Raw genomic sequence first — 26,282 nt, 5'->3', positions numbered from 1 at the left:
TTTGCCTTGAAAATGCGCTATTCGCCGATCTCGCTCCAAGGATGCCCCGAGATGGACAAGCGTTACTGTCACTACCACAGTGCCCAGCCCGCGACCTGGCATTGCCAGCCCTGCGAGCGTCATTACGGCGACTGCTGCATTCCGCTCAACGCCGACGCTCCTGAGTACGCACCGGCGTGCCCGTTGTGCCGCGGCCACCTGCGCTTCCTTGGCGCGGCCAATACCGCGCAACCCTTCTGGGAGCGCCTGCCGAAATTCTTCGCCTACGGCTTCCAGGCCGGGCCGCTGGCCTTCTGCGCCCTGCTGGCACTGGCCTGCGTGTTCATGCCGGCGATGATCGTGCTCTGGGTCGCGCTGCTCAGCGTGGCAACCAAGTACCTGCACAGCGTGATCGAAGCCGCGAGCTTTGGCGGCCAGGACGCCCCGGGCCTGGTCGAAGCCTTCAGTGCTGACAGCTTGCGGACCTTCTTCCAGCAACTGGCTGTGTTCCTGATCGCCCTGGTCCTGCTCTGGCTGGCGGCCGACTTCCACAGCGAGGCCGTCTACTGGGCCGCCAACATCGGCCTCATGCTGGTGCTGCCGGCGAGCATCATCCGCCTATCCCTGGACAAGAGCCTGGGCGCTGCGCTCAGCCCCAGTGAAGTGGGGCAGGTCATCGCCGCCATGGGCTGGCGTTACCTTATCCTCTGCGTGTTCCTGTTCATCCTCTGGCAATCGCCCACCTATGTTGGCTGGCTGCTCTCCAACGGACTGCCGCGCGTGGTGATGGTCCCGGTCGTGGCGGGGCTGACCGGTTATTTCGCCGTGGTGATGTGCGCCATGATGGGCTACGCCGTGTTCCAGTATCAGGGCGAACTGGGCTACGTCTCCGCCGGGGAAGACGCACCAGCCGGCTTTGCCGCGCCGGAATGGCACCGTCGCAAGGCGCTGGCTGAGGCGGAAGTGCGGGTCAAGGAGGGGCAGACCGGCGCCGCCCTGGAGATTCTGGTCGCCGCCCTGCGTGAAGGTCGCCAGGACCTCAAGCTGAACGAGCGCTATCACCAGTTGCTCTTCGCCCTGAACGAGCGCGCCGAATGCCTGAACCACCTGCCGCACTATCTGGGCCTGGCCAGCCGGCTCAATCCGCAGCTGGCTGCCAGTGCCTTCCTCAATGCCCGGCAGCTGCAGGCAGATTACCTGCCGGAGGACCCAAGCGTGTGCGAGCGCATCGCCGAGGTCCTGATCGAGCGCCACAAGGCCCGCGAGGGGCTGAGCCTGCTGCGCAACCTGCACAAGCGCTTCCCGGAGTACCCCGGCCTACCACGTGCCTATCTGATGGCGGCGCGGGCTTTCTCCGAACAGCTGGGCCAGGTGGAGCCGGCGCAGCAGCTGCTGGCTTTCATTCGGCAGCGCTACCCGGCGTTCGAGCAGATGGGCGAGGTGGTGCAACTCGAGGCCGTGCTGGCGAAGTTGGGTCGAAGCTCCGGGACCTGATCGTGCAAGCTGCATGAAGCGCAGCGGCGGGCTTTGCAAACTGCAAGCGAAGGGGGCTGTTGGAGTTTTCACAACGCACTGATTTGTAAGGATTTTCCTGAATTGGAAAAGATGGCACAGGGCTTGCGATAGTCCTGGTGCAACTGCTGCCAGGCACGGGCCGCAGTTTTCCAATAATTCAGGAGAAACCGCCATGAAACGTTTCAACAAACTGGCTCTCGCCGCTGCCACTGCAACCGCCCTGAGCTTCTCGTTCGCCAACTCGGTGTTCGCCCAGCCGACGACTCTGGCCGCTAACGAGACAGTTCAGAAAACCGAAGAGGCGGTCTCCGACACCTGGATCACCAGCAAGGTGAAGTCTTCGCTGATCGCCAACAAGGACATCAGCGGCACCAACATCAAGGTCGAGACCAACAAGGGTGTGGTTTCCCTCTCGGGTAACGTCAAGACCGACGCCGAGAAGGAACTGGCCATTCAGACCACCAAAGGTATCAAGGGCGTGACAGCGGTTTCCGCCGATGGCCTGAAGTCTGTCGAGTAAGGCCGCACGGCCTCGCCCCTGTCCAACCTTCAGAGGAGGATCGCCATGAACACTGACGTCATCAAAGGAAAGTGGAAGCAGCTGTCCGGCACGCTCAAGGAAAAGTGGGGCAAGCTCACTGACGACGACCTGCAGGCGGCGGACGGACACGCCGAATACCTGGTAGGCAAACTGCAGGAGCGCTATGGCTGGACCCGCGAAAAAGCGGAAGAGGAAGTCCGCGATTTCAGCCGCCGTCTGTAGCGCCCAGACACAGGGATGACCCAGGCCCCGCCGGTTCGCCGGCGGGGCTTTTTCATGGGCGGATCAGGGGGCCAGATGTTGCTGGTAGATCGTCAGCTGCCGGGTTGGATCGGCATCCGGGTAGTGCTGGCGGAGGAAGCGCGATAGCTCGCGCACGGCCTGCAGGTCACGTTTCTGCCCCATCTGCTTGGCCAGTTGCAGGGTCAGGCCGGGTAGCGGTTCGGGCAGTTGGCCCGAGCGCGACAGGCGCCGCCAGCTGTGCAATGCCTGAGCGGATTCGTTGCGTTGGAGCAGTTTGCGCAACAGGTGCAATTGAATCGCCGGATGGGCCAGCAGCCCTGCGTCGCTGGCGGCACTTTCCTCGGCGAGGCGGCGTAGCAGCGCGTCGGCTGTCGCGGAAGGTGGCAGGGCGAACAACTGCTTGAGGGTTTCGCTCATCAGGGCACGGTCCTGCCGCCCCTTGGCGACGCCGTAGAGACGCTCGACCAGTACCGGCTGCCCGGGAAACTGCCGCAGCAGCTCCGGGCCGCGTGCGGCGGCCTGGTCGAGGGCGAAGCGGCCGATCTGCTCGTCCAGCGACGCCAGGGCGCGCTTGAACGGGGCGTCCGGGTCTTCCTTGCTCAGGTAGGCCTCGTCCACCGGCATGCGCCCCAGCGTGCGCGGTAGCCAGACGGCGAGAAAACCAGAAACCAGGCCGCCGATGTGCGCGTAGTAGTTCACATGGTCGGCGGCGCGGACCAGCCCGAACAGCTCCTTGCCCAGCCACAGTGGCAGGATCCACAGCGCCGGTGCCTTGAGGTAGCCCATCAGGGGCCCGAGCCAGTAGAAGAACTGGATGCGCCGCAGGCCGTAGACGCCGATGTACATGCCCATCAGACCGGAGATCGCGCCCGAGGCGCCGATGCCCGGCACCCAGGAAGGATCGAGGGCCCACCACAGCAGGCCGGAGCACAGGCCGCTGAACAGGTAGAGGCCCAGATAAAGGGCCCGACCCAGCGCCGCTTCGAGGGCGAAGCCGAAGATGAACAGGAACACCATGTTGCCGGCCAGGTGCCAGAAGCTGCCATGCAGGAACATCGAGCCGAACAGGCCCTGCACGGTGAAGCGCTCGGGGATGAAGCCGAAGCGCAGGCTGCTGGTCTGGTCGCGGGCTGCTTCGGCTCTGAGGCGGGAGGCCTGCCAGGCGGCGTCCTGCTGGAAGGCGGGCAGGGCGCGCAGTTCGTGGCCGAACTCCAGGTCCGAGAGCACCAGCCAGGCCAGCCGTTGACGGGGAAGGCCTTCGAGGGCGCGCTGTTGATCGGCTTCCAGGCGGTCGCGGCGTTCCAGCGAGGCGCTGAACAACGGCCGCTCATGGCTGAGCAGGTCCTGTTCGAGGTAGATGCGCACCGCTTCTTCGCGCCGGGTGCTGTCGCCACCCTGGTAGCCGAAGTAGATCAGGACGTTGAGGACGATCAGCAGCAGCGTGATGACGGGAGGTTTCTTCCAGTCCAGCGGGTGCTCGGCGGGGACGATAACCATGGCGACCGGTCCTTGGCCCGAATGGCGTAAGTGCTTGAGTGGCGGCGAGACTAGCATCCCGCCAGCACGGCTGTCAGTTGCCGCTGCGCTTGCTCTGGATGTCGCTCAGGCGGTTGCCCTCGAAGCGGACGAAATACAGCATGCCGCTCCAGGGGCCGTAGATCCATTCTTCCACGGCTACTTCCATCGACTCGCCGTAACGCGGGCCGGGTACCTGCTTGTAGCCGAGGAAGGAGCGGCTGACCGGCTCGCCGCAGCGGCTGAGTACGTCGCTGGTGACGTCGCCGGTGCTGATCAGTTTGCTGCTGCAGCGCAGGCTGGCGGCCTGTGCCTCAAGGGCCGTGAAGGTGAGGGGCAGCAGGAGGGCCGCCAGGCGGAGTACGAGGGGCGTCTTCAATTGCGTTTGAACTCGATGCTTTTGAGCTTGTTGGCTTCGAAGGTGAGGATGTAGCTGGTGCCATTGCGCGGGCCGTAGACCCACTCCTCGACCCGGTACTCGCGGCGATCGTAACCGCCGAGGGTATAACCGACTTCGTCACGGTGATCCGGTGCGCCGCACTTCTGCTCGACTTCCCAGGCGCGGTCGCCGGCGTTGATCAGGGCGCTTCCGCAGCGCATGCTTTCCGCCTGGGCGCCCGCCGCGCAGAGCAGCAGGGCGCAGGACGTCCAGGTCAGGGCTTTCATCGAACGACTCCTTATTCGCTATCAAGGTGAAGCTGGGTGGCCACACTGCCACCATTCTCCGCTTCGCCGAAGCTGACGTCGATGAGGTAGATACGGTCGTCACCCAGGCCACCCTTGGCGACCAGGTAGTCCTTGATCTGGGTTGCGCGCTCCTGACCGAGCTTGCGCAGCAGCAACTGGCTGTCGCTCCAGGAGTCGAGCACGGCCTGGCGCATCTTCGCCGAACGCTCGTCCTTGCTCAGGTCCTGCCACTCCGCCGGAGGCTGCTTCTTCAGGCGCGCACGGAAGACGCCTTCGAGCAGAACCGGCTGCAGGTCTTCCGGTACCTCCAGCTGGCTCGCGTCGCTGGGCACCTTGTCGCCGCGGCGCTGCAACATGCTGTAGTAGTTCTTCTGGTATTCCTGCTTCAGGCGCTTGTCGGCCAGCAGCGGGCCGTCGCTGGCGGCCGCGGCGACGCCTTCGACTTCCAGCTTCAACGCCGGGCGCTGCTTGAGCGCTTCGGCCAACTTGTCGAGATTGCCCTGGGCGCTGGCGTCCAGCTCGCTGGAGCCGGGCGCGAACACCACGTTGCTCAGGTCCGGCCCGCCACCGCCACTAGCCAGGCCGGCGATGAAATTGAAGGGCGCCTGCACGGCGCGCACGACCAGGTTGCGCAGGGTCTGCCAGACGATGGGCATGACGCTGAACTGCGGGTTGTTCAGGTCACCTTCCACCGGCAGCTGGATGTCGATGTTGCCATTGGCGTCCTTGAGCAGGGCGATCGCCAGTTTCACCGGCAGGTCCACGGCATCCGGGCTGTCGACCTTCTCGCCCAGCTGCAGGTGTTCCACCAGCACCTTGTTGTCGGCTTTGAGCTTGCCCTGGGTGATCTGGTAATGCAGGTCGAGGTTCAGCCGGCCCTTGCGGATACGGTAGCCGGCGAACTTGCCGGAGTAGGGCGTCAGGGTGGTCAGCTCGACGCGTTTGAAGCTGGTGGCGATATCCAGCTTCTCCAGCGGCGAGAACGGATTGAGGCTGCCCTTGATGGTGACCGGCGCGTACTTGTCGACCTTGCCCTTCACGTCCACCGAGGCCGGTGCCGGATTGCGGTTGTCGATGGTGCCGATCTCGCCAGCGAGTTGCTGGATGGCCGTGGCGAAGTCCGGGCGCAGGGTCAGGTCGGCGAAGTTGGCCGAACCGTTGTTGATCTTCACGCCGCCGATGCGGATGCCCAGCGGCTTGCTGTTACTGCTCGAAGCGCTGCCCTTGCTCGCTGTGGACGAGGCGGATTCCGGTTGCGCAATGATCAGCTCGCTGACGTTGGTGCTGCGGTCCTCGTTGATGATGAAGCGCGCATAGGGCTCTTCCAGGGAAACGGTCTGGATCACCAGGCTGTCGCCATGTTTGTACGCCAGGCCGTCGAGGGTCAGCTTGGTCCATTTGACGAAGTCGCGGCTCTTGAGGGTGTCCAGGGTGTGCAGTTGGGTCACCTGGGCGCTACCGGTGACGCTGAAGGCCAGCGGCTCGGTGCCCTTGAGGTCGATGTTCAGGTCGCTGGACAGCAGGCCGCTGCGCAGCTCCAGGCGAATGAATGGATCGATGTAGGACTGGGCGACGCGCAGGTCGATGTCGCGGGTCGAAACCTTCAGCTTGGCGCTCACCGGGTTGGGGATGACTTGGCCACTGGCTTCGATCTGCCCGCGCGGGCCGAGGCCTGTCTTGAGCTTGAGCTGCAGTGGCGAGGTCAGGCCGCTGTCGACGTTCTGCAGGTCCAGGTCCAGCGGGCCGATTTCCAGGGCCACCGGTTTACCCGGCGCGCGATCGGCCAGGTGAGCCTTGTAGCCGCGCAGCTGGGTGTCGCGCAAAACCACATGCCATGGTTTCTGCGGCTCGGCCGGTTTGGTCTGCTCGACCATCTGCGCAGGCTGGTCTGCCTCGGCGGGCTTGGTTTCTGGCTGGGACGGAGCGGCTGGTTTGGCTGGCTCGGTCTGGGCCGTCTGGACGGGAGCACTGGGCTTGGCTGCCGGTTTCTCGGCCGAGGCCGGCGGTTCCTTGCCGGGCTGCGCAGCTGCCTCAGCGGCGGGGGCGGGCTCGGGAGCGGCCTGCGCCTGCGGCGTGGGCTCCTCGGGGCGCTTGTAGGGTTTGAAGTTGGCGAAGAGTTTTTGCCAGTCCAGCTGGCCGTCCTTCTCCCGCGCCGCCCAGGCTTCCAGGCCCTGGCTGCGGATCTGGCCGACCACCACTTCCTGCTTGACGAGGTCCAGGGTGGTTTCGGCGACATCCAGGGTGGCGAGCTTGGCCAGTGGTTTGCCTTCGGGGGAGCTGAGGTCCAGGTCGCGCAGCTTGATGGCGGCCTTGTCCAGCAGGAGTTGCGTTCCCTTCGAGAGGTCAAGTTGGTAGTCGGAGGCCACGCTGAGGATGCCGTTGTTCAGGTTCAGCGGTGCGTTGTCCCGTACGTAGGGCCACCAGGCCTTCAGCGGCACGCCGTCGAGGGTGAAGCTGCCCTTGGAGGTGAAGGGCACGATGCTCAGGTCGCCCTTCCAGTCGAGCTTGCCGCCGTGGGGGCCGGTGGCGACCAGAGTCATTTCGGCGCCATCTTCAGGCAGGGTGCTGAGGTTGTGCAGCTCGAAACCCATCGGGTCGAAGACGAACTCCACCGGCTCGCTGGGGCGGCGGTCGAGGAAGTGCAGGCTGCCTTCGGCGAGGCGGATGCGGTCGATGCGCAACGGGAACGGATCGCTGGGTTCTTCCTTGGCCGGGGCCGGCTCACTGGGCGGCAGCTTGAACAGTTTGCTCAGGTTCAGCGTGCCGTTCTCGGCGAACAGCAACTCGGTGTGCGGTGCGTCCAGCTCAACGTCGGCGAGGTGCAGCCTGCGTTTCCACAGGCTGTCGAGTTCGAGGTTGGCGTAAAGGCGACGGAAGCGTACCTGCTCCTGCCCGTCGGCGCCCAGATGCAGGCCCCAGAGGGTGAGTTCGAGACTGAACGGGTTGAACTCGATGCGCTCCAGACGCGCCGGAACGGTCGAGTAGTGGGCCAGTTGCTGGTTGGCTATCCGCAGTCCAACGCCGGGCAGGATGAGAAAACCCAGCAGGCAATAGAAGAGGACCAACAGCACTACCGCGCCGATGGCGCGTTTCAATCCTTTGGACATGGCGAGAGTCGTTTCCGTCGTGACGTGCCACAGGAGTATGGCACGGCTGTGATTCTTCGATTCGATAGTCGCCTTCGGACGCGGTTTTCAGTGATGTCTGTCAGTCATTCAGGCGATGGGTGCGGGCAAATTCCACCAGGTCCACGAGGCTTTCCAGGTTCAGCTTCTCAAGAATTCGCGTCTTGTAGGTGCTGACGGTCTTCTGGCTGAGGAACAGCTCCTCGGCGATGTCCTTGTTGCTCATGCCTCTCACCAGGCTGCGCAACACGACCAGCTCCCGTGGCGTGAGGCTGGCCACCGGGTCGGTGTTCTTGTCGATGCTCAGGGCCTTTTCCGGGAAGCAGCGATAGCCCGAAACCAGCATGCGCGCGGCGTTGAGAATGGCACTGGTGTCCTTGTTCTTGCTGACGAATCCATGCGCACCCGCCGCTTCGACCTTGCTCGAGTACAGGCGTTCATCCTGCGAGCTCAACACCAGCAGGCGGATGTTCTCGTCGAAGATATGGATGCGCGCCAGCAGGTCGAGGCCGTCCATGCCAGGCAGATTGAGGTCGAGTATCACCAGGTCCGGACGCTCCTTGCGGACAGCATCCAGGCCGCCATGGCCATCGGCCGCTTCACGAGCCACTTCGAACTGGGGATCCTGTTCAAGCAGCGAGCGAATGGCCAGGCGCATCGCGGGGTGATCTTCGATCAACACGACACGCTTCTTCATAGTTAGCTCCCTTAGAGTCTGAATAACTGCGCGCATTGACCTTGAAGATAGACCAGCTGTTCAAGCTCCTTCGGAATATTCCTATGCGTAGGACCCAAAGCATGCGGGGAATCAAGTTGGGAGGGCCTTGGCCTGCCCGCGTGCGTGGAGACTTGCTGCGCAGAGTGAATTCTGCGCAGCAAGCCAGCGGTTATTACCGCTGCAAAGCCAGCGCCACGCCTTGTCCACCGCCGATGCAGAGTGTCGCGAGCCCTTTTTTCGCGTCGCGGCGGAGCATCTCGTGGAGCAGGGTGACAAGCACGCGGCAGCCTGAGGCGCCGATGGGGTGGCCGAGGGCGATGGCGCCGCCGTTTACATTCACCTTCGAAGCATCCCAGCCCAGTTCCTTGCCCACGGACAGTGCCTGGGCGGCGAACGCTTCGTTGGCTTCGATCAGGTCCAGGTCGGCGAGTTGCCAGCCGGCCTTCTCCAGGCAGCGACGGGTGGCCGAGACCGGGCCGATGCCCATGATCGCCGGATCGACACCCGCGTTCGCGTAGGCGGCGATGCGGGCCAGGACCGGCAGGCCCAGTTCGGCGGCCTTGGCAGCGCTCATCAGTAGAACGGCGGCGGCGCCGTCGTTGAGGGTCGAAGCGTTGCCGGCGGTTACGCTGCCGTCTTTCTTGAACGCCGGCTTGAGCTTGGCCAGGGACTCGGCGGTGGTGCTGGCGCGCGGTTGCTCGTCGGTATCGAAGCGCAGCGTTTCGCCCTTGCGCTGCGGAATCTCGACGGCAGTGATCTCGGCCTTGAAACGGCCTTCTTCGATAGCCGCGGTCGCCTTGCGCTGGGAGTCGGCGGCGAAGGCGTCCTGCTCCTCGCGGCTGATGCCGTACTTCTCCACCAGATTCTCGGCGGTGATGCCCATGTGGTAGTCGTTGAAGGCGTCCCACAGGCCGTCCTGGATCATGCTGTCGATCAGCTTGGCGTGGCCCATGCGCAGGCCCGTGCGGGCGCCGGGCATGACGTAGGGAGCGAGGCTCATGCTTTCCTGGCCGCCGGCAATGACGATATCGGCGTCGCCGCAGCGAATCGCCTGGGTCGCCAGGTGCAGTGCCTTGAGGCCGGAACCGCAGACCTTGTTCACCGTCATCGCCGGTACGCTGTTGGGCAGGCCCGCAGCGATGGAGGCCTGGCGTGCCGGGTTCTGGCCGGCGCCGGCGGTCAGGGTCTGGCCGAGGATCACCTCGTCGACACGTGCCGGGTCCAGGCTGGTCTGTTGCAGCAGACTGCGGATGACGGCGGCGCCCAGTTCATGGGCCGGCAGCGCGGAAAGCGAACCCTGGAAGCTGCCGATGGCGGTACGGGTGGCAGCGACGATGACGACTTCTTGCATGACACGAATCCTCTGTCGGAAGCGGCGAGGCCGCAGCGAGCGGTCATGGTTGCATGCCCGCCGCCGGCTCACCACCCTCCGAACCGGGTGGTCACGCTTCAGCGCAGAGGGGGTAGGCCCATGCGCCGGCGTGCGCGGTGCAGCGAGCCGTTGCGTACCGCCCAGCGCAGCAGTGGCACGCTGCGCCTCACGCTGGAGCGGATCAGCTGCCGTTGCAGACTGCCCAGGCTGAGGCCGAGCTGGTCCGTGGCCCACTCCGGCAGCAGGTCGATGCCGGCGCGCATCATCAGCATGCCGAAGGGTTTGGCGAGGAAGCTCGGGGCGGGGGCGTTGAACAATACGCTGACCACCTCGCGGGTGCGTTCGTCGTAGCGAAGCTGCGGCCGCATGCGTTGCAGGTAAGCCGCCACCTCGGCGCGCGAACGTGGTATTTCCCGTGCGCCGAGACGCTCGGCGATGAGGGCGATCTCGTTGTAGTAACGGTCCTGTTCTTCGCCGGAAAGGTCCGGGTTCAGGTAGCGCAGGTGCGAGGCGAGGAAGCAGCTGACTTCGGCGACGTGTACCCAGGTCAGCAGGTCCGGGTCGCTGGCTGCATAGGCTGTGCCGTCGGGCAGCTTGCCGTGCACGTTGTCGTGGATGCGTCGCACCCGTTCGATCAGCTTATCGGCGTCACTGCGCGAGCCGTAGGTGGTAGCGGAGATGAATTGCCCGGTGCGGCGCAGGCGGCCGAGCATGTCGGCGCGGAAGTTGGAGTGGTCCCAGACGCCGCCGAGAGCAGCGGGGTGCAGCATCTGCAGGAGCAGGGCGCTGATACCGCCGATGAGCATCGAGCTGAAGTCCCCGTGGACTCTCCAGCTCACGGAGTCCGGCCCGAACAGGCCGGGATCGCCCTTGGGCGACTCGAAGTCGACCCCGCCCAGGGCGAGGCCGGTCAGGCTGAGTACCTGGCTTTCGATATGACGGCGGACGGTTTCCATTGCGGCGGACAGGCCTCGGGGCAAGGACGACAGGTCTGTTTGCTAAACCTAGCATCTTTGCGCCCTTGGCCTGTAGCGCACATCAATGGTTGAGGCGGTTGTCGATCAGCCCCTGGACCACGCTGGGGTCGGCCAGGGTCGACGTATCGCCGAGGTTTTCCAGCTCGTTGCAGGCGATCTTGCGCAGGATGCGTCGCATGATCTTGCCCGAGCGGGTCTTGGGCAGGCCCGGCGCCCATTGCAGCATTTCCGGCTTGGCGAAGCTGCCGATCTCCTTGCTCACCAGGGCCAGCAGTTCCTGCTTGAGCGCATCACTGGGCTCGATGCCGTTCATGGTGGTGACGAAGGCGTAGATGCCCTGGCCCTTGAGGTCGTGCGGATAGCCGACCACGGCGGCCTCGGCCACCGAGTCGTGCAGGACCAGCGCACTCTCCACCTCGGCGGTGCCGATGCGGTGGCCGGAAACGTTGATCACGTCGTCCACGCGGCCGGTGATCCAGTAGTAGCCATCCTCGTCGCGGCGCGCGCCGTCGCCGGTGAAGTAGTAGCCGGGGTAGGGCTTGAAGTAGGTATCGATCATCCGCTGGTGGTCGCCGTAGACGCTGCGGATCTGGCTCGGCCAGCTGGCCTTGACCGCCAGGACGCCGGAGCCGGGGCCGTCGATTTCCTTGCCCTGCTCATCCAGCAGCACCGGTTGCACGCCGAAGAAGGGGCGGGTGGCGGAGCCGGGCTTGAGGTCGGTGGCGCCGGGCAGCGGGGTAATCAGGATGCTGCCGGTCTCGGTCTGCCACCAGGTGTCGACGATGGGGCAGCGCTTTTCGCCCACCACGTTGTAGTACCACTCCCAGGCTTCCGGGTTGATCGGCTCGCCGACCGAGCCAAGCAGGCGCAGGCTGCTGCGGTCGGTCTTCTGCACCGGGGCTTCGCCCTCGCGCATCAGGGCGCGGATTGCGGTCGGCGCGGTGTAGAAGATGTTCACCTGGTGCTTGTCGATCACTTGCCAGAATCGCGAGGCGTCCGGGTAGTTCGGCACGCCCTCGAACATCAGGGTGGTGGCGCCGTTGGCCAGCGGGCCGTAGACGATGTAGCTGTGGCCGGTGACCCAGCCCACGTCCGCGGTGCACCAGTAGATGTCGCCGTCGTGGTAGTCGAACACGTACTTGTGGGTCATTGCCGCGCCCAGCAGGTAGCCGCCGGTGGTGTGCAGCACGCCCTTGGGTTTGCCGGTGGAACCGGAGGTGTAGAGGATGAACAGCGGGTCCTCGGAGTCCATCGGCTCGGGAGCGCAGTCCTCGCTGACTTCGCGCAGCGCCTCGTGGTACCAGATGTCGCGGCCTTCGACCCATGGGATCTCGCCCTGGGTGCGCTCGACCACCACCACGGTGGAGACGTTCGGGCAGTCGGCCAGGGCCTTTTCAACGTTCTTCTTCAGCGGGACGTACTTGCCGCCGCGCACGCCTTCGTCGGCGGTGATCACGGTGCGGCAGTCGGCATCGTTGATGCGGTCACGCAGGGCGTCCGGGGAGAAGCCGCCGAACACCACCGAGTGGATCGCGCCGATCCGCGCGCAGGCCAGCATGGCGTAGGCCGCCTCGGGGATCATCGGCATGTAGATGCAGACCCGGTCGCCTTTCCCTACGCCGCGGCTCTTGAGCACGTTGGCCAGGCGGCAGACATGGCTGTGCAGCTTGCGGTAGGTGATGTTGGCGGATTCGCTGGGGTTGTCGCCTTCCCAGATGATCGCGACCTGTTCGGCGCGCTGTTCCAGGTGGCGGTCGATGCAGTTGTAGGTGACGTTGAGCTGGCCGCCCTTGAACCAGGTGGCCTGGCCCTTCGCCAGGTCGCCGTGGTGCACCGAGTGCCAGGGCTTGAACCAGTCGAGGAAGGCCTTGGCCTGCTCGCCCCAGAAGGCTTCCGGGTCGTCTACCGACTGCTTGTAGAGGCGCTGGTACGCGTCGTTGTCGAGGTAGGCACGCTTGCGTACGGCCTCCGGCACGGGGTGAAGGCTGATCTCGTACATGGGGAATCCTTGTTGTTGTTGAGCCGAGATGCCCCCAAGGGTGCATCCAAGGCCAGGCGGGTTCAAGGGTTGTCCATGTTGTTTCGACGCGCCAGGCGGTCGGATCGTTCAGGCGGGGCGTATTCCAGCTGGGCGGCGACCAGGCGCCGGGTCGATTCGCCGTAGCGCCGGGCTATCCCATCGAGCGCGCTGTCGAGCGTCGGGATCGCCGTGGCGCCGGGTCCCGGCAATACTGGATGGTCATCCGGTGAGTCCGGCAGGAACAGCAGGCCACCGGCACTGCTGACGGGGTGCGCGGCGCTGCCCCGTACTTCTGTTCGGAAGGTCCGCGCCCAGGCGTCCGCGGTCAGTGCCAGGCTGACTTCGTCGAAGCCCTGCTGCAGGGGGACGCTGAAGACCTCGTGGTTCCAGATGGCGAGGTAGTTGGCGGCGGCGATCAGGTAGCCGCTGGCGCCGAGGCTGAAGCGCTGGCTGTCGTGTCGCGGCGACCAGTCCTGCACGCCGAACTCCCGAGCGAGCGTGGCGGCCCTGGGTTCGCCGGCGATGGCCGCTACCAGTGCAAGGGATAGCGGTAGCGCAGCGGAAACACCAGAGGTGGTGACCACCTTGCCGTCCGCTACGTAGCGGCGATTCTCCTCCCAGTGAGTATCGGGAAAGTCCTCCAGGCGCTGGCTACGCGAGTACCAATGGCCGGTGGCGCGTCGACCGTGCAACAGCCCCGCGTTGCCCAGCACCAAGACGCCATCGCAGACGCCGACGACGGTCGCGCCCCGCGCCGCCTGGGCCTGGACGAAAACCAGCAGGGCGGGGTCCTCGCTGTCATGCACGGCAGGCACGATGAGGTAGTCGGCGCCCTGTGGATAACGTTGCGTGAACTCCTCCAGCGTGCCCTGCGGCTGAAGCCGCAGGGCGGGCATCAGTTGCACCGGTCCTGGCTCCGTCGCAAGGGCGAGCACATGCGCTACTCCCGAACGGCGCAGTACGCCGAGAGGGATGACGTAATCCGCGAGTTCGGTCATGCGGTTCTGGGCGACTACGGCGATGACCGGGCGCTCGCGGCCGAGGCGTGGTTGATAGGGTGCGAGCGACTCGTCGTCAGCCTGGGCGGCGTGGGTGCAGAGCAGCAGGATGAGGAGCAGCAGGAAAGTGTGCATGGCCGTCTCCGGGTAGGGATTTCCATGCTGGCGCGGATACGTCTGTCACTTCTGACGCTGATGGATGAATATCTGCCAATCGCCGCCAGGGATTCGCTCCGATGAATGCTCCGCACCGCGTTCTGTTGCTGGTCTTCCCGGACTTCCAGTTGCTCGATGCCAGCGGGCCGGCCGATGTGTTCGCGGCAGTGGACGAGCACCTGCCGGCCGCTGCCCGTCCCGCTTACCAGCTTGACGCGATATCCCCCGATGGCGGGTTGGTTCGCTCCAGCACCGGACTGGAACTGGCGACCAGGGCCCTGCCGGAGCCGCAGCAGGCGGCCGGCTGTACCGTGCTGGTGGTGGGCGGCCATGGGGTGCAGGCGGTCCTGCAGAGAGGCGAAGTCGCGCGCTGGCTGGCGCGGGCGGCAATCCATGCCGCGCGTTGCGGCTCGGTGTGCACCGGGGCCTTTCTGCTGGCACAGGCAGGGCTGTTGGAGGGACGCCCGGTGGTTACCCACTGGCGTTACGCCGACCTGTTACAGCGGCTGTTTCCTCACTTGCAGGTGATGCACGACTCGCTATTCGTCCGCGACGAGAAGTTCTACAGCTCCGCCGGGGTGACGGCCGGGATGGACCTGTGCCTGAGCCTGGTGGAGGAGGACCATGGCCGCGACCTGTCGCTGCGGGTTGCCCGTGGACTGGTGATGTACCTGCGCCGCCCTGGCGGCCAGCGCCAGTTCAGTGCGGAGCTGCTGGCGCAGCAGGCGCCGCCGGGCGGGCAGATGGAGCGCCTGGTGGAGTGGCTGCGGGAGCGGCTGGCGGAAGCCCTCGATGTCGAGGAGATGGCGGCGCAGATGGCCATGTCAGCGCGCACCCTGCATCGGCATTGTCAGGCGGAGATGGGCATCACTCCGGCGAAGCTGTTGCTGGAGTTGCGTCTGGAAAAGGCGAGCCAATTGCTGGAGGCGGGGGAGTCGTCACTCAAGCGCGTGGCGCAGCACGCGGGCTTTGGCAGCGAGTACAACTTGCGGCGCGCCTTCGTGCAGGCGTTGGGCGTAACGCCCGCGGAGTTTCGGCGGCGCTTCTGCCGCTAGCAGGAAGCGGACGGATGCGCTGGGGGCGCATCCGTCCGTTTCGCCGTCAGCCGCGGTGACGGCCGCGGAAGAAGTCGATCAGGCCCTGGGTGGAACCGTCTTCGGCGGCGCTTTCCTCGCTGCCGACCAGACGGCCGTAGACGGCCTTGCCCAGCTCCTTGCCCAGCTCCACGCCCCACTGGTCGAAGGCGTTGATGCCCCAGAGGATGCTCTGCACGTAGACCTTGTGCTCGTACATGGCAATCAGCGCGCCCAGGCGGCGGGCGCTGATGCGCTCCATCACCAGGGTGTTGCTCGGGCGGTTGCCCGGAATCACCTTGTGCGGCGCCAGGCGCTGCACTTCGGCTTCGTCCACGCCCTTGGCGCGCAACTCGGCTTCGGCCTCGGCGCGGCTCTTGCCGACCATCAGGGCCTGGCTCTGCGACAGGCAGTTGGCGTACAGCCACTGGTGGTGATCGGCCACCGGGTTGTAGCTGGAGACCGGGACGATGAAGTCGGCCGGGATCAGGTGGGTGCCCTGGTGCAGCAACTGGTGGTACGCGTGCTGGCCGTTGCAGCCCACGCCGCCCCAGATCACCGGCCCGGTGCCGGCGGACACCGGGGTGCCGTCCTGGCGCACGCTTTTGCCGTTGGACTCCATGTCCAGCTGCTGCAGGTGGTCGGTGATGTTCCGCAGGTAGTAGTCGTAGGGCAGGATCGCGTGGCTGCGCGCGCCCCAGAAGTCGCCGTACCAGACACCGAGCAGGCCCAGCAGCACCGGGATGTTCTTCTCGAACGGCGAGGTGAGGAAGTGCTGGTCCATGTTGTAGGCGCCGGACAGCAATTCCTTGAAGTTGTTGATACCCACCGACATGGCAATTGGCAGGCCGATGGCCGACCACAGCGAGTAACGACCGCCGACCCAGTCCCACATCGGGAAGACGTTTTCCGGACGGATGCCGAAGGCCGATGCGGCTTCCTTGTTGCTGGAGACGGCGATGAAGTGGCGGTACAGCTCCGCCTCGCTGCCGCCCTGGGCCAGGTACCAGGCGCGTGCGGCCTGGGCGTTCTTCAGGGTTTCCAGGGTGCCGAAGGACTTCGACGAGACGATGAACAGCGTGGTCTCGGCGTTGAGCTTGCCGGTCATCTCGCGGAACTCGCTGCCGTCGATATTCGCCAGGTAGTGGCAACGCACGCCTTTCTGGGCGAAAGGCAGTAGCGCTTCGGAGACCAGCTGCGGGCCGAGGAAGGAACCACCGATGCCGATGTTCACCACGTCGGTGATCGGCTTCTCGGTGTAGCCGCGCCACAGGCCGTTGTGCACGGCGGCGACCAGCTCGGTCATCTGATGCAGTACGCGGTGCACCTCGGGCATCACGTCGACGCCATCGACCATCACCTTGTCGCCGATGGGGCGGCGCAGCGCGGTGTGCAGCACCGGGCGGCGTTCTGAGGCGTTGATCACCTCGCCCCGGAACATCGACTGGATGGCCTCGCCCAGCTTGGCTTCCTCGGCGAGCTTCACCAGCAGGTCGAGGGTGTCCTGGCGGATCAGGTTCTTCGAGAAGTCGAGGAACAGGCCGCAGGCGGCGAGGGAGAAACGCTTGAAGCGCTCCGGGTCCTCGGCGAATGCCTCGCGCATGGTGAAGTTCTGCAGATCCTGGCGGTGGGCGGCCAATGCCTGCCAGCTTGCCAGTTTTGTGGCATCCAGCGGGTTGAGGTGGTGTTCCATGACGTACCTTCGGGTAAGACGGGCGTGTTTGAACGAGGCTTTGGAACTTGGGAAGGCCCGGTGGTTCCGGGCCTTCCCCGTGGCTCAGGCGAGCTGAACCGGGATGGCGTTGCTGGTGTGGCTGAGTTCGTTGCCAGGCGCCATGTACAGCATGCGCGGCTGGTAGCCTTCCAGCTCGGCGTCGCTGAACTGAGCGTACGCGCAGATGATCACCCGGTCACCCACCTTGGCCTTGTGGGCGGCGGCGCCGTTGACGGAAATCATCCGCGAACCATCCTCGCCACGGATGGCGTAGGTGGTGAACCGTTCGCCGTTATCGACGTTGTAGATCTGGATCTGTTCGTACTCGCGGATGCCGGCGAGATCGAGCCATTCGCCGTCGATGGCGCAGGAGCCTTCATAGTCGAGCACGGCGTGGGTGACTTCGGCGCGGTGCAGTTTGGCTTTGAGCATGATGCTCTGCATGGCGTGGCTCCTGTTTTTCTTCTGGTCGAGGAGAGCGGGGCGAGTATGCCCGAGCACCCGAAGTCGCTCAAGGCCGCGACTGGCGCGGCTTCGAGGCGAAAATTCGGGTGTCGGGCGAGGAATCAGTCGATGTGGAAGGCGAGGTTGTCGATCAGCCGGGTGGTGCCCAGGAAGGCGGCGACCAGTATCACCAGCTGATGGTCCTGCGCCGTGGCCGGGCGCAGGCCGGCGGACTCGCGGGCCTCAAGGTAATCGATGCGCAGGCCGGCCGCTTCGATCTGCTGGCTGCCCTCGGACAGCAGCGCGGGGAAGTCGCGCTCGCCCTGGCGGATACGCTCGGCCAGTTGCTTCAGGGTGCGCTGCAGGACCGGTGCGAGGGCGCGCTGCTCCTCGGTGAGGTAACCGTTGCGCGACGACAGGGCCAGGCCGTCCTCGGCGCGCACGGTGGGTTCGCCGAAGATCTGGATCGGCAGGTTCAGGTCACGCACCAGCTTGCGGATGACCGCCAACTGCTGGAAATCCTTCTCGCCGAACAGCGCCATGTCGGGCTGGACCATGTTGAACAGCTTGCAGACCACCGTGGCGACACCATCGAAGTGACCCGGACGGCTGCCGCCGCACAGGCCCTCGGAGACGCCGGTGACATGCAGTCTGGTCTGGCCTTCCATGCCGTCGGGGTACATCTCCTCGACGGTGGGAGCGAACAGCAGGTGGCAGCCGGCGTTGAGCAGTTTCTCCTGGTCCGCCGCCAGGGTGCGCGGGTACTTGTCCAGGTCTTCGCTGGGGCCGAACTGCAACGGGTTGACGAAGATGCTCGCCACCACGAAGTCGGCGCGCTGGCTGGCCTTGGTCACCAGCGCGGCGTGGCCGGCGTGCAGGTTGCCCATGGTCGGGACCAGCGCAATACGCTTGCCTTCGCTACGGGCGCGCGCCACGGCGGCGCGCAGCTCGCGGACTGTCTTGACTGTATTCATCAGGCGAAACCGTGCTCCGGGCCGGGGAAGGTGCCGTCCTTGACTGCCTTCACGTAGGCGGCGAAGGCGGACTGGATGTCGGGCTGGCCGTCGAGGAAGTTCTTCACGAACTTCGGCGAACGGCCGGACAGCGACAGGCCGAGCATGTCGTGCATCACCAGCACCTGGCCGTCGGTGCCGGCGCCAGCGCCGATGCCGATGACCGGGATCTTCACGGCTTCGGTGATTTCCTTCGCCAGGGCGGACGGCACGCACTCCAGCAGCAGCACGGCGGCACCGGCCTGCTCCAGGGCGATTGCGTCGGCGCGCAGCTGACGCGCCTGGTTTTCCTGGCGGCCCTGGACCTTGAAACCGCCGAACAGGTTGACGGCCTGCGGGGTGAGGCCCAGGTGTGCGCACACCGGGATGCCAATCTGGGCCAGGCGGATGATCGGCTCGGCGAGCCAAGCGCCGCCTTCGAGCTTGACCATGTGGGCGCCGGCCTGCATGACCTTCACCGAGTCGCGCAGCAGCTGGTCCAGCGAGGTGCCGGATTCGAACGGCAGATCGGTGACGATCAGTGCGCCCTTGTTACCGCGTTTCACGGCGGCGGTGTGGTAGGCCATGTCCTCAACGGTCACCGGCAGCGTGCTGTCGTGACCTTGCAGCACCATACCCAGGGAGTCACCGATCAGCAGCATTTCGGCACCGGCCAGACTGGCGGTGTGGGCGAAAGTGGCATCGTAGGAGGTCAGCATCGCGATCTTTTCGCCGCTTTGCTTGAGACCTTGCAGGGTGGTCAGGGTGACATCAGGCATGAAAGTGTCCTCGGTTCTGCGCCGGGCAGGGGCAAACGGGGCCCTATAGTCCGGATCGAAAAAGGCTAAGTCAATTGCAGGTGTTACCGGACTGTTACGGCGTTACTGCCAGTGCGCCCCACGCCTGGGGCGCAGCATGCCTCAGGACAGGCGCTCGAGGCCGCTGAACGGACAGGCGGCGAGCAGTTCGGGCAGGGTGCGCCCGTCGGGGAAACGCAGTTGCGGGGCAAGGTCCGCCAGCGGGTAGAGCACGAAGGCGCGGGCGTGCATGTGATAGTGCGGCACGGTCAGGCGCGGCTCGTTGATCAGGCGCTCGCCGAACAGCAGGATATCGAGATCGAGGGTGCGTGGCCCCCAGCGCTCGTCCTTGCGTACACGGCCCTGTTCCAGCTCGATGGTTTGCAGGGCGTCGAGCAGTGCGAGGGGCTCCAGGTCGGTATCCAGGGCGGCCACGGCGTTGACGTAGCGTGGCTGGTCCGGCGGGCCCAGCGGGTCGCTGGCGTAGAGCGGGGAGACCACCGCCACCTTGGTGGCGGGGACTTGCGACAGGGCCTTCAGCGCGGCTTCCAGCTGCTGGCGCGGCTCGGCGAGGTTGCTGCCGAGCCCGATATACACCCGTTCGCTCATTCGCTGCTGGTGCCTTCGGTGCGCGGGCCACGACGGCGACGGTTGCTGCCGCCACGGCGGCGTTTGCGCGGTGCGGCGGCGCCGCCTTCTTCCTGCTGGCTGGCCAGGTTGCGGATCATGCCGCGGCGTTCACCGTCGCTGGCTTCCTGGTAGTCGGTCCACCAGTCGCCGAGGCCACCGGTTTCCTCGCCGGCGCTCTCGCGCAGCAGCAGGAAGTCATAGCCGGCGCGGAAACGCGGGTTCTCCAGCAGCAGGTCGGCCTTCTTGCCCTGGCGGCGCGGCAGGCGCTCCTGCATGTCCCAGATCTCGCGGATCGGGATGGTGAAGCGCTTGGGCACCGCGGTGCGGCGGCACTGCTCGAGGATCAGTTCGTGGGCGGCTTCCTGCATCGCCGGGATCGGCGGCATGCCACGGTCCTGCAGCTTCAGCACGCGGGCAGGCAGGGCCGGCCAGAGGAGCGCAGCGAACAGGAAGGCCGGGGTGACCGGTTTGCCCATGCGGATGCGCTCGTCGGTGTTGGCCAGGGCCTGGCGCATCAGCTTTCCGGCGTACTCCGGGTCGTCCTTCAGCGCCTTGGCGCTCGCCGGGAACAGCGGGGCGAACAGCTCGTACTCGTTGAGCAGCTCGAAGGTGCGCTCGGCCTTGCCGCTGAGGAACAGCTTGAGGATTTCGTCGAACAGGCGCGCCGAAGGAATTTCATTGAGCAGCGGCGCCAGGCGGCGAATCGGCGCGGCGCTGTGCTTCTCGATCTCGAAGTCCAGCTTGGCGGCGAAGCGCACGGCCCGCAGCATCCGTACCGGGTCTTCGAGGTAACGCTGCTCCGGATCGCCGATCAGGCGGATCAGGCGGTTGCGGATGTCGCGTACACCGTGGGCGTAGTCGAGGATGCGCTCGCCGGTGACGTCGAAGTACAGGGCGTTGATGGTGAAGTCGCGGCGCTGGGCGTCGTCTTCGAGGGTGCCGTAGACGTTGTCACGCAGAATGCGGCCGGCCTCGTTGCGGGAGGCGTGGGCGCTATTGGCGTCGTCGTCTTCGCTGACCGGATGGTTCGCGCGGAAGGTGGCAACCTCGATGATCTCCCGGCCGAAATGGACGTGGACCAGCTTGAAGCGGCGACCGATCACCCGCGCGTTGCGGAATTCGGCACGCACCTGCTCGGGGGTGGCGCTGGTGGCCACGTCGAAGTCCTTGGGCGGAATGCCCAGCAGCGGGTCACGTACGCCACCGCCGACGATGTACGCCTGGTAGCCGGCCTTGGTCAGGCGCTCCACGACGTTCACCGCGTTCCTGCTGAACTGTTCCCGCCGCAGCGAGTGCTGATGATTGCCAACGACTTCCGGAGTAGTGCGGACAGCGCGCGGACGGCGCAGTGGGGATCGGATGGACTGGATCAGCTTTTTCAGCATGTGTGCACTATCGGGAATAGGTGTATGGATGGCATACGCAGGTCTCGGCAAGCCGCCTGATTACGGCGTTTCCTGGAGGATAGCGGGTGTCTGCCGCTGCCTTGAAACAAATGGCAGCAAATCGAATGCCGTCTGCGCCGCGGCGATTCTAGCATCGTGGGGTGGGATGATGAAGAAAACTGAAGAAAGGGACTTGCGGGGAGAGAGCGGGAGGGTGTAGCGAAAGCTACTGGGGGAGCCGAGGCTCCCCCCCAAATAGGTGCGTGCTTTGTTTTTATTATGATTACCGGGCTTGTTGTTTTTGTTTGTAGACCCGACCCTCGAAGCTACCTGCTTCGGGGAACCTTCCACACTTGGAAGGTGTTCAATAGCAAACGGATTGCTTTGGTCGCTGAGTGAGCAATGATCTTTCGATCCAACCAGTTTTGCGTGCTGTCTCAAGACAGTTTTATTCTTCTTGACTGGTTGCGGGACTGGTCCCGACGGCTACCCTTCTCCAAAAGAATCAGTTAGCTGCGCCTCCGCGATCTTGTTTTTGTTGTGCTGGAGTCGTTTCGTCTTGTTCTTATTGTGAGTGGTCGTGCTTGTTATTGTTGTTGTACCAATAACAAAGCAGATGCCGTGCCAACTTTTGCGAATCCTTATTTTTCAAGGGCTTGCGAGGATTCACCCTCGAACGGCAGACACAAAAAAGCCGGGTTTCCGTTACCGATGAACCCGGCTTTTGTTACGGAGCTTGTCTCCGGTAACAGTGTGAAACGTCTTACGAGTCAGCCGATGCGCCGGATTTGCGGCGCGGGATGCCCAGGCGCTGGCGGCGTTCCCACAGGCATTTGCGGCTGATACCCAGCTTGCGGGCCAGCTCGGTCTCGGTCATGTGGTCCTGGTGCTCGAGGACGAAGTGCTGGAAGTAGTCCTCCAGCGACAGGTCCTCGGTGGGCTCGTGGTTGCTGGCGCTGCCGTTGGTCGGGCGCAGGTCGCCGTCATCGCCGAAGTCGTCCTCCAGGTCATCCAGCTCGATGTCGATGCCCAGCAGGTCGGCGGGGATTTCCTGGCTTTCGCTGAGGATCACCGCGCGCTCGATGGCGTTCTCCAGCTCGCGCACGTTACCTGGCCACGGGTAGTGACGGATGGCCTGTTCGGCCTCGTGGGAGAAGGTCAGCGACGGACGCCCCATCTGGGAGCACTGGCGCGCCAGGAAGGAGCGGGCGATTTCCATCACGTCGGGGCCGCGCTCGCGCAGGGGCGGGAGCTTCAGCGAGATGACGTGCAGGCGGTAATAGAGGTCTTCGCGGAACTGGCCGGTCTTGGCAAGCATCTTCAGATCGCGGTGGGTGGCGGCGATCAGGCGCACGTCGACCTTCTGCGACTGTACCGAGCCAACCCGGCGAATCTCGCCTTCCTGCAGCACGCGCAGCAGGCGTGCCTGGGCCTCGAGCGGCAGTTCGCCGATCTCGTCGAGGAACAGGGTGCCGCCGTCGGCCGCTTCCACCAGGCCCGCACGGCCGGCGCTGGCGCCAGTGAACGCGCCTTTCTCGTGGCCGAACAGTTCGGATTCGATCAGGGTTTCCGGGATCGCGGCGCAGTTCACCGAGATCAGCGGCGCCTTGGTGCGCTTGGACAGGTTGTGCAGCGCGCGGGCGACCAGTTCCTTGCCGGTACCCGACTCTCCCTGGATCAGCACATTGGAGTCGGTGGGCGCGACCTTGCGGATCTTGGTGTAGAGCTCCTGCATGGGGGCGCAGGAGCCGATGATGCCGATCTCGCCGTCCGCGGGGGCGGTGTTACCGCTGCTACGGTCGGCGGCCTTGGCGTTACCGCGGGCTTCGGCGGGAGCGTTACGGTTCTCCTGGCGATCCTTGAGGATGCGCGCTACGGCCTGGAGCATCTCGTCGTGGTCGAACGGCTTGGCGATGTAGTCCACCGCGCCCATCTTCATCGAATCCACTGCCGAGCGCAGGCTGGCATAGCTGGTCATGATCAGCACCGGAGTGCCCTGGGCCAGCTTGATCAGTTCGGTGCCGGGTGCGCCGGGCAGGCGCAGGTCGCTGACGATCATGTCGAACGACGGGATGCTGTAGCGCTCCTGCGCCTCCTGCACCGAGCCAGCTTCGCTGACCTGGTACTGGTTGCGCTCGAGCAATCGTCGCAGGGCGGAACGGATGATGGTTTCGTCTTCGACGATGAGGATATGTGCCATGTATTCAGCTCTCTCGACGTGCTCGTTTACTGCTCGGCCGTCGGGCCAGGATGCCGCGGCAAGGTGACGCTGATGCGGGTTCCGCATTCGCGTTCGGGGTCAGCCGGGCTGTCTATGGTGATTTGCCCATAATGCTCTTCCACGATCGAATAGACCAGAGCGAGCCCCAGGCCGGTTCCCTTGCCGGGGTCCTTGGTGGTGAAGAAGGGCTCGAACAGGCGGTCGATGATCGACTTGGGTATTCCGCTGCCTTCGTCCTCGACGATCAGGTCGATGGTCTGCTCGGAAGCTTCGCTGCGCACGCGGATCGCACCGTTGGGCGGGGAGGCGTCGCGGGCGTTGGACAGCAGGTTGATCAGCACCTGGGCCAGGCGCTGGGAGTCGCCTTCCACCCAGTGTTCCGGATCGCACAGGTTGAAGAACTGCACGTCGATGCTGCGCTTGTTCAGCGACAGCAGGCCGATGGCTTCCTGGGCGACGTCCGCCAGGCACACCGGCTCAGCCGCGACCTGCTTGCCGCCGGCGTGGGCGAAGCTCATCAGCGACTGCACGATGCGCGAGACGCGCTTGGTCTGTTCGAGAATCTGCCCGCTGATCTCGGTCAGTTCGCCATCGCCTTCGCGCTCTTCGCGCAGGTTCTGCGCCAGGCAGGCGATGCCGGTGATCGGGTTGCCGATCTCGTGGGCCACGCCGGCGGCAAGGCGGCCGATGGAGGCCAGGCGCTCGGAGTGGATCAGCTTGTCTTCCAGGGACTGGGTTTCGGTGAGGTCTTCGACCAGCAGCACCAGGCCGCTGTTACCGGGCGCGAGGGGTTCTTCGATCGCCGCCTTGTGCAGGTTCAGCCAACGGGTCTGGCCCTCGATGGTCAGGCGTTGCTTGTGCAGGTGTTCGTCGGGGGCGTCGATGAAGCCTTCCAGCAGGCCGCGCCACGGATCGGGCAGGGCGGCCAGGCGCGAGCCGACCACGCGCTGCGCGCTGACGCCGGTGAGTTCCTCGATGGCGCGGTTCCACATGAGGATTTCCTGGTCCTTGGCCAGCGAGCACACGCCCATGGGAAGGTCCTGCAGGGTCTGGCGGTGGTAGCGGCGCAGGGTGTCGAGTTCGGCGGCCAGGCCGGTGAGCCGGGAGTGGTAATCCTCCAGGCGGCTCTCGATGAAGTGGATGTCCTCGGTGACGTAGGCTTCGCTGCTGGCCTTGTAGGGCAGGAAGGTTTCCACCATGTCCTGCGCCACACTCGGACCCATCAGGCCGGAGAGGTTTGCCTCGATGCGGTCGCGAAGGCGGCGCAGGGCGTAGGGGCGGCGTTCGTCGAAGGGTAGGTGCAGGTCGCGCAGGGCCTGTTCCACTTCGCGCTGGGCGGTCTTCGCGCCCAGCGGCTTGGCCAGCTGGCTGGCGAACTCCTGCGGGGAGACGGCGATCAACTCGCGGCGCTGCGGGCGGCGTACGTTGTCGACGGCGCAGGCTTCGGCGGCGCCTTTCTCTTCATCGCTGGCTTCGGTGAACAGCGAGACCAGGGTGAACACCAGTACGTTGGCCGCCAGCGAGGCGAGCGCCGCGAGGTGCCAGGTGGTGTCGTCGAGCACGTAGAGCGAGTTGAACAGCGGCAGATAGATGCTCTGCATGTTCGCGACCAGCGGGGTGAGCATGGTCGCGCCCCACACCAGCATCCCCGCCACGAGACCTGCGATGAAGCCGCGGCGGTTGGCGGTCGGCCAGTAGAGTACAGCCAGCGCGCCGGGGAGGAACTGCAGGGTGGCAACGAAGGAGACTATCCCCAGGTTGGACAGGTCCTGCTCGGCGCCCAGCAGCAGGTAGAAGGCATAGCCGGCCATGATGATCGCGGCGATCAGCGCGCGGCGAGTCCATTTCAACCAGCGGTAGATGTTGCCTTCGGCCGGCGGCTGGTAGAGCGGCAGCACCAGGTGGTTGAGCACCATGCCCGAGAGCGCCAGGGTCATCACGATGATCAGGCCGCTGGCGGCGGAGATGCCGCCGACGAAGGCGGTCAGCGCCAGGGCCGGGCTGTCCACCGAGATGCCCAGGCCGAGGGTGAAGTATTCCGGGTTGGTCGAGGCGCCCAGGTGCAGGCCGGCCCAGAGGATCGGTGGCACCGCCAGGCTCATCGGCAGCAGGAACAGCGGCAGGCCCCAGCTGGCGCTGAGCAGCGCGCGCGGATTGAGGTTCTCGGTGAAGGTCATGTGGAACATGTGCGGCATGACGATGGCCGAGGCGAAGAACACCAGCAGCAGCGTTCGCCACGGCCCTTCGGCGAGCGGTGTGTGCAGGGTGCTCAGGGCTTCCTGGTTCTGCAGCAGCCAGACTTCCAGGCCGTCCGGCCCGCCGAACACGCCATAGAGGGCGAACAGGCCGATGGAGCAAAGCGCCACCAGCTTCACCAGCGATTCGAAGGCGATCGCCATCACCAGCCCTTCATGACGCTCGCGGGTGGCGATGTGGCGTGCGCCGAAGAGGATGGCGAACAGTGTGATCAGCGCGCAGAACGCCAGCGCTGCGCGGTTGGGTTCGGATTCGCGGGTGAGGATGCTGATCGAGTCGGTCACCGCCTGGATCTGCAGCGCCAGCATTGGCAGCACGCCGATCAGCATGAACAGCGTGGTCAGCGCGCCGGCCCAGGTGCTGCGGAAGCGGAAGGCGAACAGGTCGGCCAGCGACGACAGCTGGTAGGCCCGCGTTATGCGCAGGATCGGATAGAGCAGCACCGGCGCGAGCAGGAAGGCGCCGGAGACGCCCAGGTAGATCGCCAGGAAGCCGTAGCCGTACTGGTAGGCCAGCCCGACCGTGCCATAGAAGGCCCAGGCGCTGGCGTACACGCCCAGCGACAGGGTGTAGATCAGCGGATGGCGCACCAGCCGGCGCGGAATGAAGCCGCGCTCGGTGATCCAGGCGACACCGAAGAGGACCATGAGGTAGGAGGCGCTGATCAGGATCAGCTGGGTGAGGCTAAAGCTCGTCAGCATCGCGCTGGCTCTGCAGGATGAAGGTGACGACGATCAGGATCAGCCACAGCAGATACGGGCGGTACCAGGCGCCGTGGGGATCGATCCACCAGTCCATGATGGCCGGTGAGAACAGGTAGATGCCCACGACCAGGAGCAACACCAGTCGGTAGATGTACATGTCGTCTCTCTCTTTGTTCGGCGGGCAGGCTACCTGTGCGCACAGTCGCCGGCAAGCCGGCCG

22 protein-coding genes are annotated in these 26,282 nt (G+C 65.3%); 4 read left to right on the top strand and 18 right to left on the bottom strand.

The window, feature by feature from the left end:
• Window positions 1–51 precede the first annotated feature (51 nt).
• From ABKS89_RS25975 to ABKS89_RS25965, 3 genes are all read left to right on the top strand, one after another.
• Window positions 52–1,473: a hypothetical protein gene (locus tag ABKS89_RS25975; RefSeq protein ID WP_348588207.1), complete on the top strand. Its 1,422-nt coding sequence runs from the start codon at window positions 52–54 to the stop codon at window positions 1,471–1,473.
• Between the two features lie 193 nt (window positions 1,474–1,666).
• Window positions 1,667–2,014 carry a BON domain-containing protein gene (locus ABKS89_RS25970; protein WP_081520706.1) on the top strand — a complete coding sequence of 116 codons (348 nt, stop codon included), beginning with the start codon at window positions 1,667–1,669 and terminating at the stop codon, window positions 2,012–2,014.
• Between the two features lie 45 nt (window positions 2,015–2,059).
• The gene (locus ABKS89_RS25965; RefSeq protein WP_054910617.1) at window positions 2,060–2,257 is read left to right on the top strand and encodes a CsbD family protein; all 198 of its coding nucleotides are present in this window, start codon (window positions 2,060–2,062) and stop codon (window positions 2,255–2,257) included.
• A 63-nt stretch (window positions 2,258–2,320) separates the two neighbouring features.
• Here the strand turns inward: ABKS89_RS25965 and ABKS89_RS25960 are convergent, their stop codons facing one another.
• From ABKS89_RS25960 to ABKS89_RS25920, 9 genes are all read right to left on the bottom strand, one after another.
• Window positions 2,321–3,775 (bottom strand): rhomboid family intramembrane serine protease, encoded by a 1,455-nt coding sequence (locus tag ABKS89_RS25960; protein ID WP_138214236.1) that lies wholly within the window; start codon window positions 3,773–3,775, stop codon window positions 2,321–2,323.
• A 73-nt stretch (window positions 3,776–3,848) separates the two neighbouring features.
• Window positions 3,849–4,172, bottom strand: a complete 324-nt coding sequence (locus tag ABKS89_RS25955) for a DUF2845 domain-containing protein (protein ID WP_348588206.1) — start codon at window positions 4,170–4,172, stop codon at window positions 3,849–3,851.
• On the bottom strand, window positions 4,169–4,459 hold the full coding sequence (locus ABKS89_RS25950; protein WP_138214238.1) for a DUF2845 domain-containing protein: 291 nt from the start codon (window positions 4,457–4,459) through the stop codon (window positions 4,169–4,171). The genes ABKS89_RS25955 and ABKS89_RS25950 overlap by 4 nt, the downstream gene beginning before the upstream one ends.
• A gap of 11 nt (window positions 4,460–4,470) precedes the next feature.
• The gene (locus ABKS89_RS25945) at window positions 4,471–7,587 is read right to left on the bottom strand and encodes a DUF748 domain-containing protein (RefSeq protein ID WP_348588205.1); all 3,117 of its coding nucleotides are present in this window, start codon (window positions 7,585–7,587) and stop codon (window positions 4,471–4,473) included.
• A gap of 100 nt (window positions 7,588–7,687) precedes the next feature.
• Complete coding sequence (locus ABKS89_RS25940; protein WP_045216783.1) at window positions 7,688–8,302, bottom strand: response regulator transcription factor; 615 nt, start codon at window positions 8,300–8,302, stop codon at window positions 7,688–7,690.
• Window positions 8,303–8,495: 193 nt separating this feature from the next.
• Window positions 8,496–9,674 carry an acetyl-CoA C-acetyltransferase gene (locus ABKS89_RS25935; RefSeq protein WP_348588204.1) on the bottom strand — a complete coding sequence of 393 codons (1,179 nt, stop codon included), beginning with the start codon at window positions 9,672–9,674 and terminating at the stop codon, window positions 8,496–8,498.
• A gap of 98 nt (window positions 9,675–9,772) precedes the next feature.
• Entirely contained in the window at window positions 9,773–10,651 is an 879-nt protein-coding gene (locus tag ABKS89_RS25930; RefSeq protein WP_138214241.1) for an oxygenase MpaB family protein, read from the bottom strand.
• An 82-nt stretch (window positions 10,652–10,733) separates the two neighbouring features.
• Window positions 10,734–12,671, bottom strand: a complete 1,938-nt coding sequence (gene acs / locus ABKS89_RS25925; protein WP_138214242.1) for an acetate--CoA ligase — start codon at window positions 12,669–12,671, stop codon at window positions 10,734–10,736.
• A 62-nt stretch (window positions 12,672–12,733) separates the two neighbouring features.
• Entirely contained in the window at window positions 12,734–13,825 is a 1,092-nt protein-coding gene (locus ABKS89_RS25920; protein WP_348588202.1) for a DJ-1/PfpI family protein, read from the bottom strand.
• Between the two features lie 101 nt (window positions 13,826–13,926).
• On the opposite strand from ABKS89_RS25920, the gene ABKS89_RS25915 reads away from it, so the two are divergent.
• Window positions 13,927–14,901, top strand: a complete 975-nt coding sequence (locus ABKS89_RS25915) for a GlxA family transcriptional regulator (protein ID WP_348588201.1) — start codon at window positions 13,927–13,929, stop codon at window positions 14,899–14,901.
• A gap of 46 nt (window positions 14,902–14,947) precedes the next feature.
• On the opposite strand, the gene pgi is transcribed toward ABKS89_RS25915, so the two are convergent.
• From pgi to ABKS89_RS25870, 9 genes are all read right to left on the bottom strand, one after another.
• Window positions 14,948–16,612, bottom strand: coding sequence for a glucose-6-phosphate isomerase (pgi, locus tag ABKS89_RS25910; RefSeq protein ID WP_138214245.1), 1,665 nt, complete (start codon window positions 16,610–16,612; stop codon window positions 14,948–14,950).
• An 84-nt stretch (window positions 16,613–16,696) separates the two neighbouring features.
• Window positions 16,697–17,077 carry an aspartate 1-decarboxylase gene (gene panD, locus ABKS89_RS25905; protein WP_138214246.1) on the bottom strand — a complete coding sequence of 127 codons (381 nt, stop codon included), beginning with the start codon at window positions 17,075–17,077 and terminating at the stop codon, window positions 16,697–16,699.
• A gap of 122 nt (window positions 17,078–17,199) precedes the next feature.
• Window positions 17,200–18,051: a pantoate--beta-alanine ligase gene (gene panC, locus ABKS89_RS25900; RefSeq protein ID WP_192292620.1), complete on the bottom strand. Its 852-nt coding sequence runs from the start codon at window positions 18,049–18,051 to the stop codon at window positions 17,200–17,202.
• Window positions 18,051–18,848 carry a 3-methyl-2-oxobutanoate hydroxymethyltransferase gene (panB, locus tag ABKS89_RS25895; protein ID WP_348588200.1) on the bottom strand — a complete coding sequence of 266 codons (798 nt, stop codon included), beginning with the start codon at window positions 18,846–18,848 and terminating at the stop codon, window positions 18,051–18,053. The genes panC and panB overlap by 1 nt, the downstream gene beginning before the upstream one ends.
• A gap of 141 nt (window positions 18,849–18,989) precedes the next feature.
• On the bottom strand, window positions 18,990–19,475 hold the full coding sequence (gene folK / locus ABKS89_RS25890; protein ID WP_348588199.1) for a 2-amino-4-hydroxy-6-hydroxymethyldihydropteridine diphosphokinase: 486 nt from the start codon (window positions 19,473–19,475) through the stop codon (window positions 18,990–18,992).
• A complete protein-coding gene (locus tag ABKS89_RS25885) occupies window positions 19,472–20,881 on the bottom strand; it encodes a polynucleotide adenylyltransferase PcnB (protein ID WP_348588198.1) in 1,410 nt (469 codons plus the stop codon). The genes folK and ABKS89_RS25885 overlap by 4 nt, the downstream gene beginning before the upstream one ends.
• Window positions 20,882–21,644: 763 nt before the next feature.
• On the bottom strand, window positions 21,645–23,081 hold the full coding sequence (locus tag ABKS89_RS25880) for a sigma-54-dependent transcriptional regulator (RefSeq protein WP_081520722.1): 1,437 nt from the start codon (window positions 23,079–23,081) through the stop codon (window positions 21,645–21,647).
• Window positions 23,082–23,107: 26 nt separating this feature from the next.
• On the bottom strand, window positions 23,108–26,059 hold the full coding sequence (locus ABKS89_RS25875; RefSeq protein ID WP_348588197.1) for a sensor histidine kinase: 2,952 nt from the start codon (window positions 26,057–26,059) through the stop codon (window positions 23,108–23,110).
• Entirely contained in the window at window positions 26,043–26,219 is a 177-nt protein-coding gene (locus ABKS89_RS25870) for a hypothetical protein (RefSeq protein ID WP_015478907.1), read from the bottom strand. Before ABKS89_RS25870 ends, ABKS89_RS25875 begins: the two co-directional genes overlap by 17 nt.
• Window positions 26,220–26,282 lie beyond the last annotated feature (63 nt).

The sequence above is a fragment of the Pseudomonas sp. LABIM340 genome (genome assembly GCF_040017195.2).
Lineage (GTDB): Bacteria > Pseudomonadota > Gammaproteobacteria > Pseudomonadales > Pseudomonadaceae > Pseudomonas.
The sequence above is the reverse complement of the archived record's forward strand: the minus strand, read 5'-3'. Positions and strand labels throughout refer to the sequence as shown.

Excerpts from the sequence above, each read along its gene's own strand:
- ABKS89_RS25920 (WP_348588202.1), bottom strand. The coding sequence starts at position 13,825 with ATGCACACTTTCCTGCTGCTCCTCATCCTGCTGCTCTGCACCCACGCC.
- ABKS89_RS25915 (WP_348588201.1), top strand. The coding sequence starts at position 13,927 with ATGAATGCTCCGCACCGCGTTCTGTTGCTGGTCTTCCCGGACTTCCAG.
- folK (WP_348588199.1), bottom strand. The coding sequence starts at position 19,475 with ATGAGCGAACGGGTGTATATCGGGCTCGGCAGCAACCTCGCCGAGCCG.
- ABKS89_RS25870 (WP_015478907.1), bottom strand. The coding sequence starts at position 26,219 with ATGTACATCTACCGACTGGTGTTGCTCCTGGTCGTGGGCATCTACCTG.
- ABKS89_RS25930 (WP_138214241.1), bottom strand. The coding sequence starts at position 10,651 with ATGGAAACCGTCCGCCGTCATATCGAAAGCCAGGTACTCAGCCTGACC.
- panB (WP_348588200.1), bottom strand. The coding sequence starts at position 18,848 with ATGCCTGATGTCACCCTGACCACCCTGCAAGGTCTCAAGCAAAGCGGC.
- acs (WP_138214242.1), bottom strand. The coding sequence starts at position 12,671 with ATGTACGAGATCAGCCTTCACCCCGTGCCGGAGGCCGTACGCAAGCGT.
- panD (WP_138214246.1), bottom strand. The coding sequence starts at position 17,077 with ATGCAGAGCATCATGCTCAAAGCCAAACTGCACCGCGCCGAAGTCACC.
- ABKS89_RS25885 (WP_348588198.1), bottom strand. The coding sequence starts at position 20,881 with ATGCTGAAAAAGCTGATCCAGTCCATCCGATCCCCACTGCGCCGTCCG.
- ABKS89_RS25875 (WP_348588197.1), bottom strand. The coding sequence starts at position 26,059 with ATGCTGACGAGCTTTAGCCTCACCCAGCTGATCCTGATCAGCGCCTCC.
- ABKS89_RS25945 (WP_348588205.1), bottom strand. The coding sequence starts at position 7,587 with ATGTCCAAAGGATTGAAACGCGCCATCGGCGCGGTAGTGCTGTTGGTC.
- ABKS89_RS25975 (WP_348588207.1), top strand. The coding sequence starts at position 52 with ATGGACAAGCGTTACTGTCACTACCACAGTGCCCAGCCCGCGACCTGG.
- ABKS89_RS25935 (WP_348588204.1), bottom strand. The coding sequence starts at position 9,674 with ATGCAAGAAGTCGTCATCGTCGCTGCCACCCGTACCGCCATCGGCAGC.
- ABKS89_RS25950 (WP_138214238.1), bottom strand. The coding sequence starts at position 4,459 with ATGAAAGCCCTGACCTGGACGTCCTGCGCCCTGCTGCTCTGCGCGGCG.
- ABKS89_RS25940 (WP_045216783.1), bottom strand. The coding sequence starts at position 8,302 with ATGAAGAAGCGTGTCGTGTTGATCGAAGATCACCCCGCGATGCGCCTG.
- panC (WP_192292620.1), bottom strand. The coding sequence starts at position 18,051 with ATGAATACAGTCAAGACAGTCCGCGAGCTGCGCGCCGCCGTGGCGCGC.
- ABKS89_RS25970 (WP_081520706.1), top strand. The coding sequence starts at position 1,667 with ATGAAACGTTTCAACAAACTGGCTCTCGCCGCTGCCACTGCAACCGCC.
- pgi (WP_138214245.1), bottom strand. The coding sequence starts at position 16,612 with ATGGAACACCACCTCAACCCGCTGGATGCCACAAAACTGGCAAGCTGG.
- ABKS89_RS25965 (WP_054910617.1), top strand. The coding sequence starts at position 2,060 with ATGAACACTGACGTCATCAAAGGAAAGTGGAAGCAGCTGTCCGGCACG.
- ABKS89_RS25960 (WP_138214236.1), bottom strand. The coding sequence starts at position 3,775 with ATGGTTATCGTCCCCGCCGAGCACCCGCTGGACTGGAAGAAACCTCCC.
- ABKS89_RS25880 (WP_081520722.1), bottom strand. The coding sequence starts at position 23,081 with ATGGCACATATCCTCATCGTCGAAGACGAAACCATCATCCGTTCCGCC.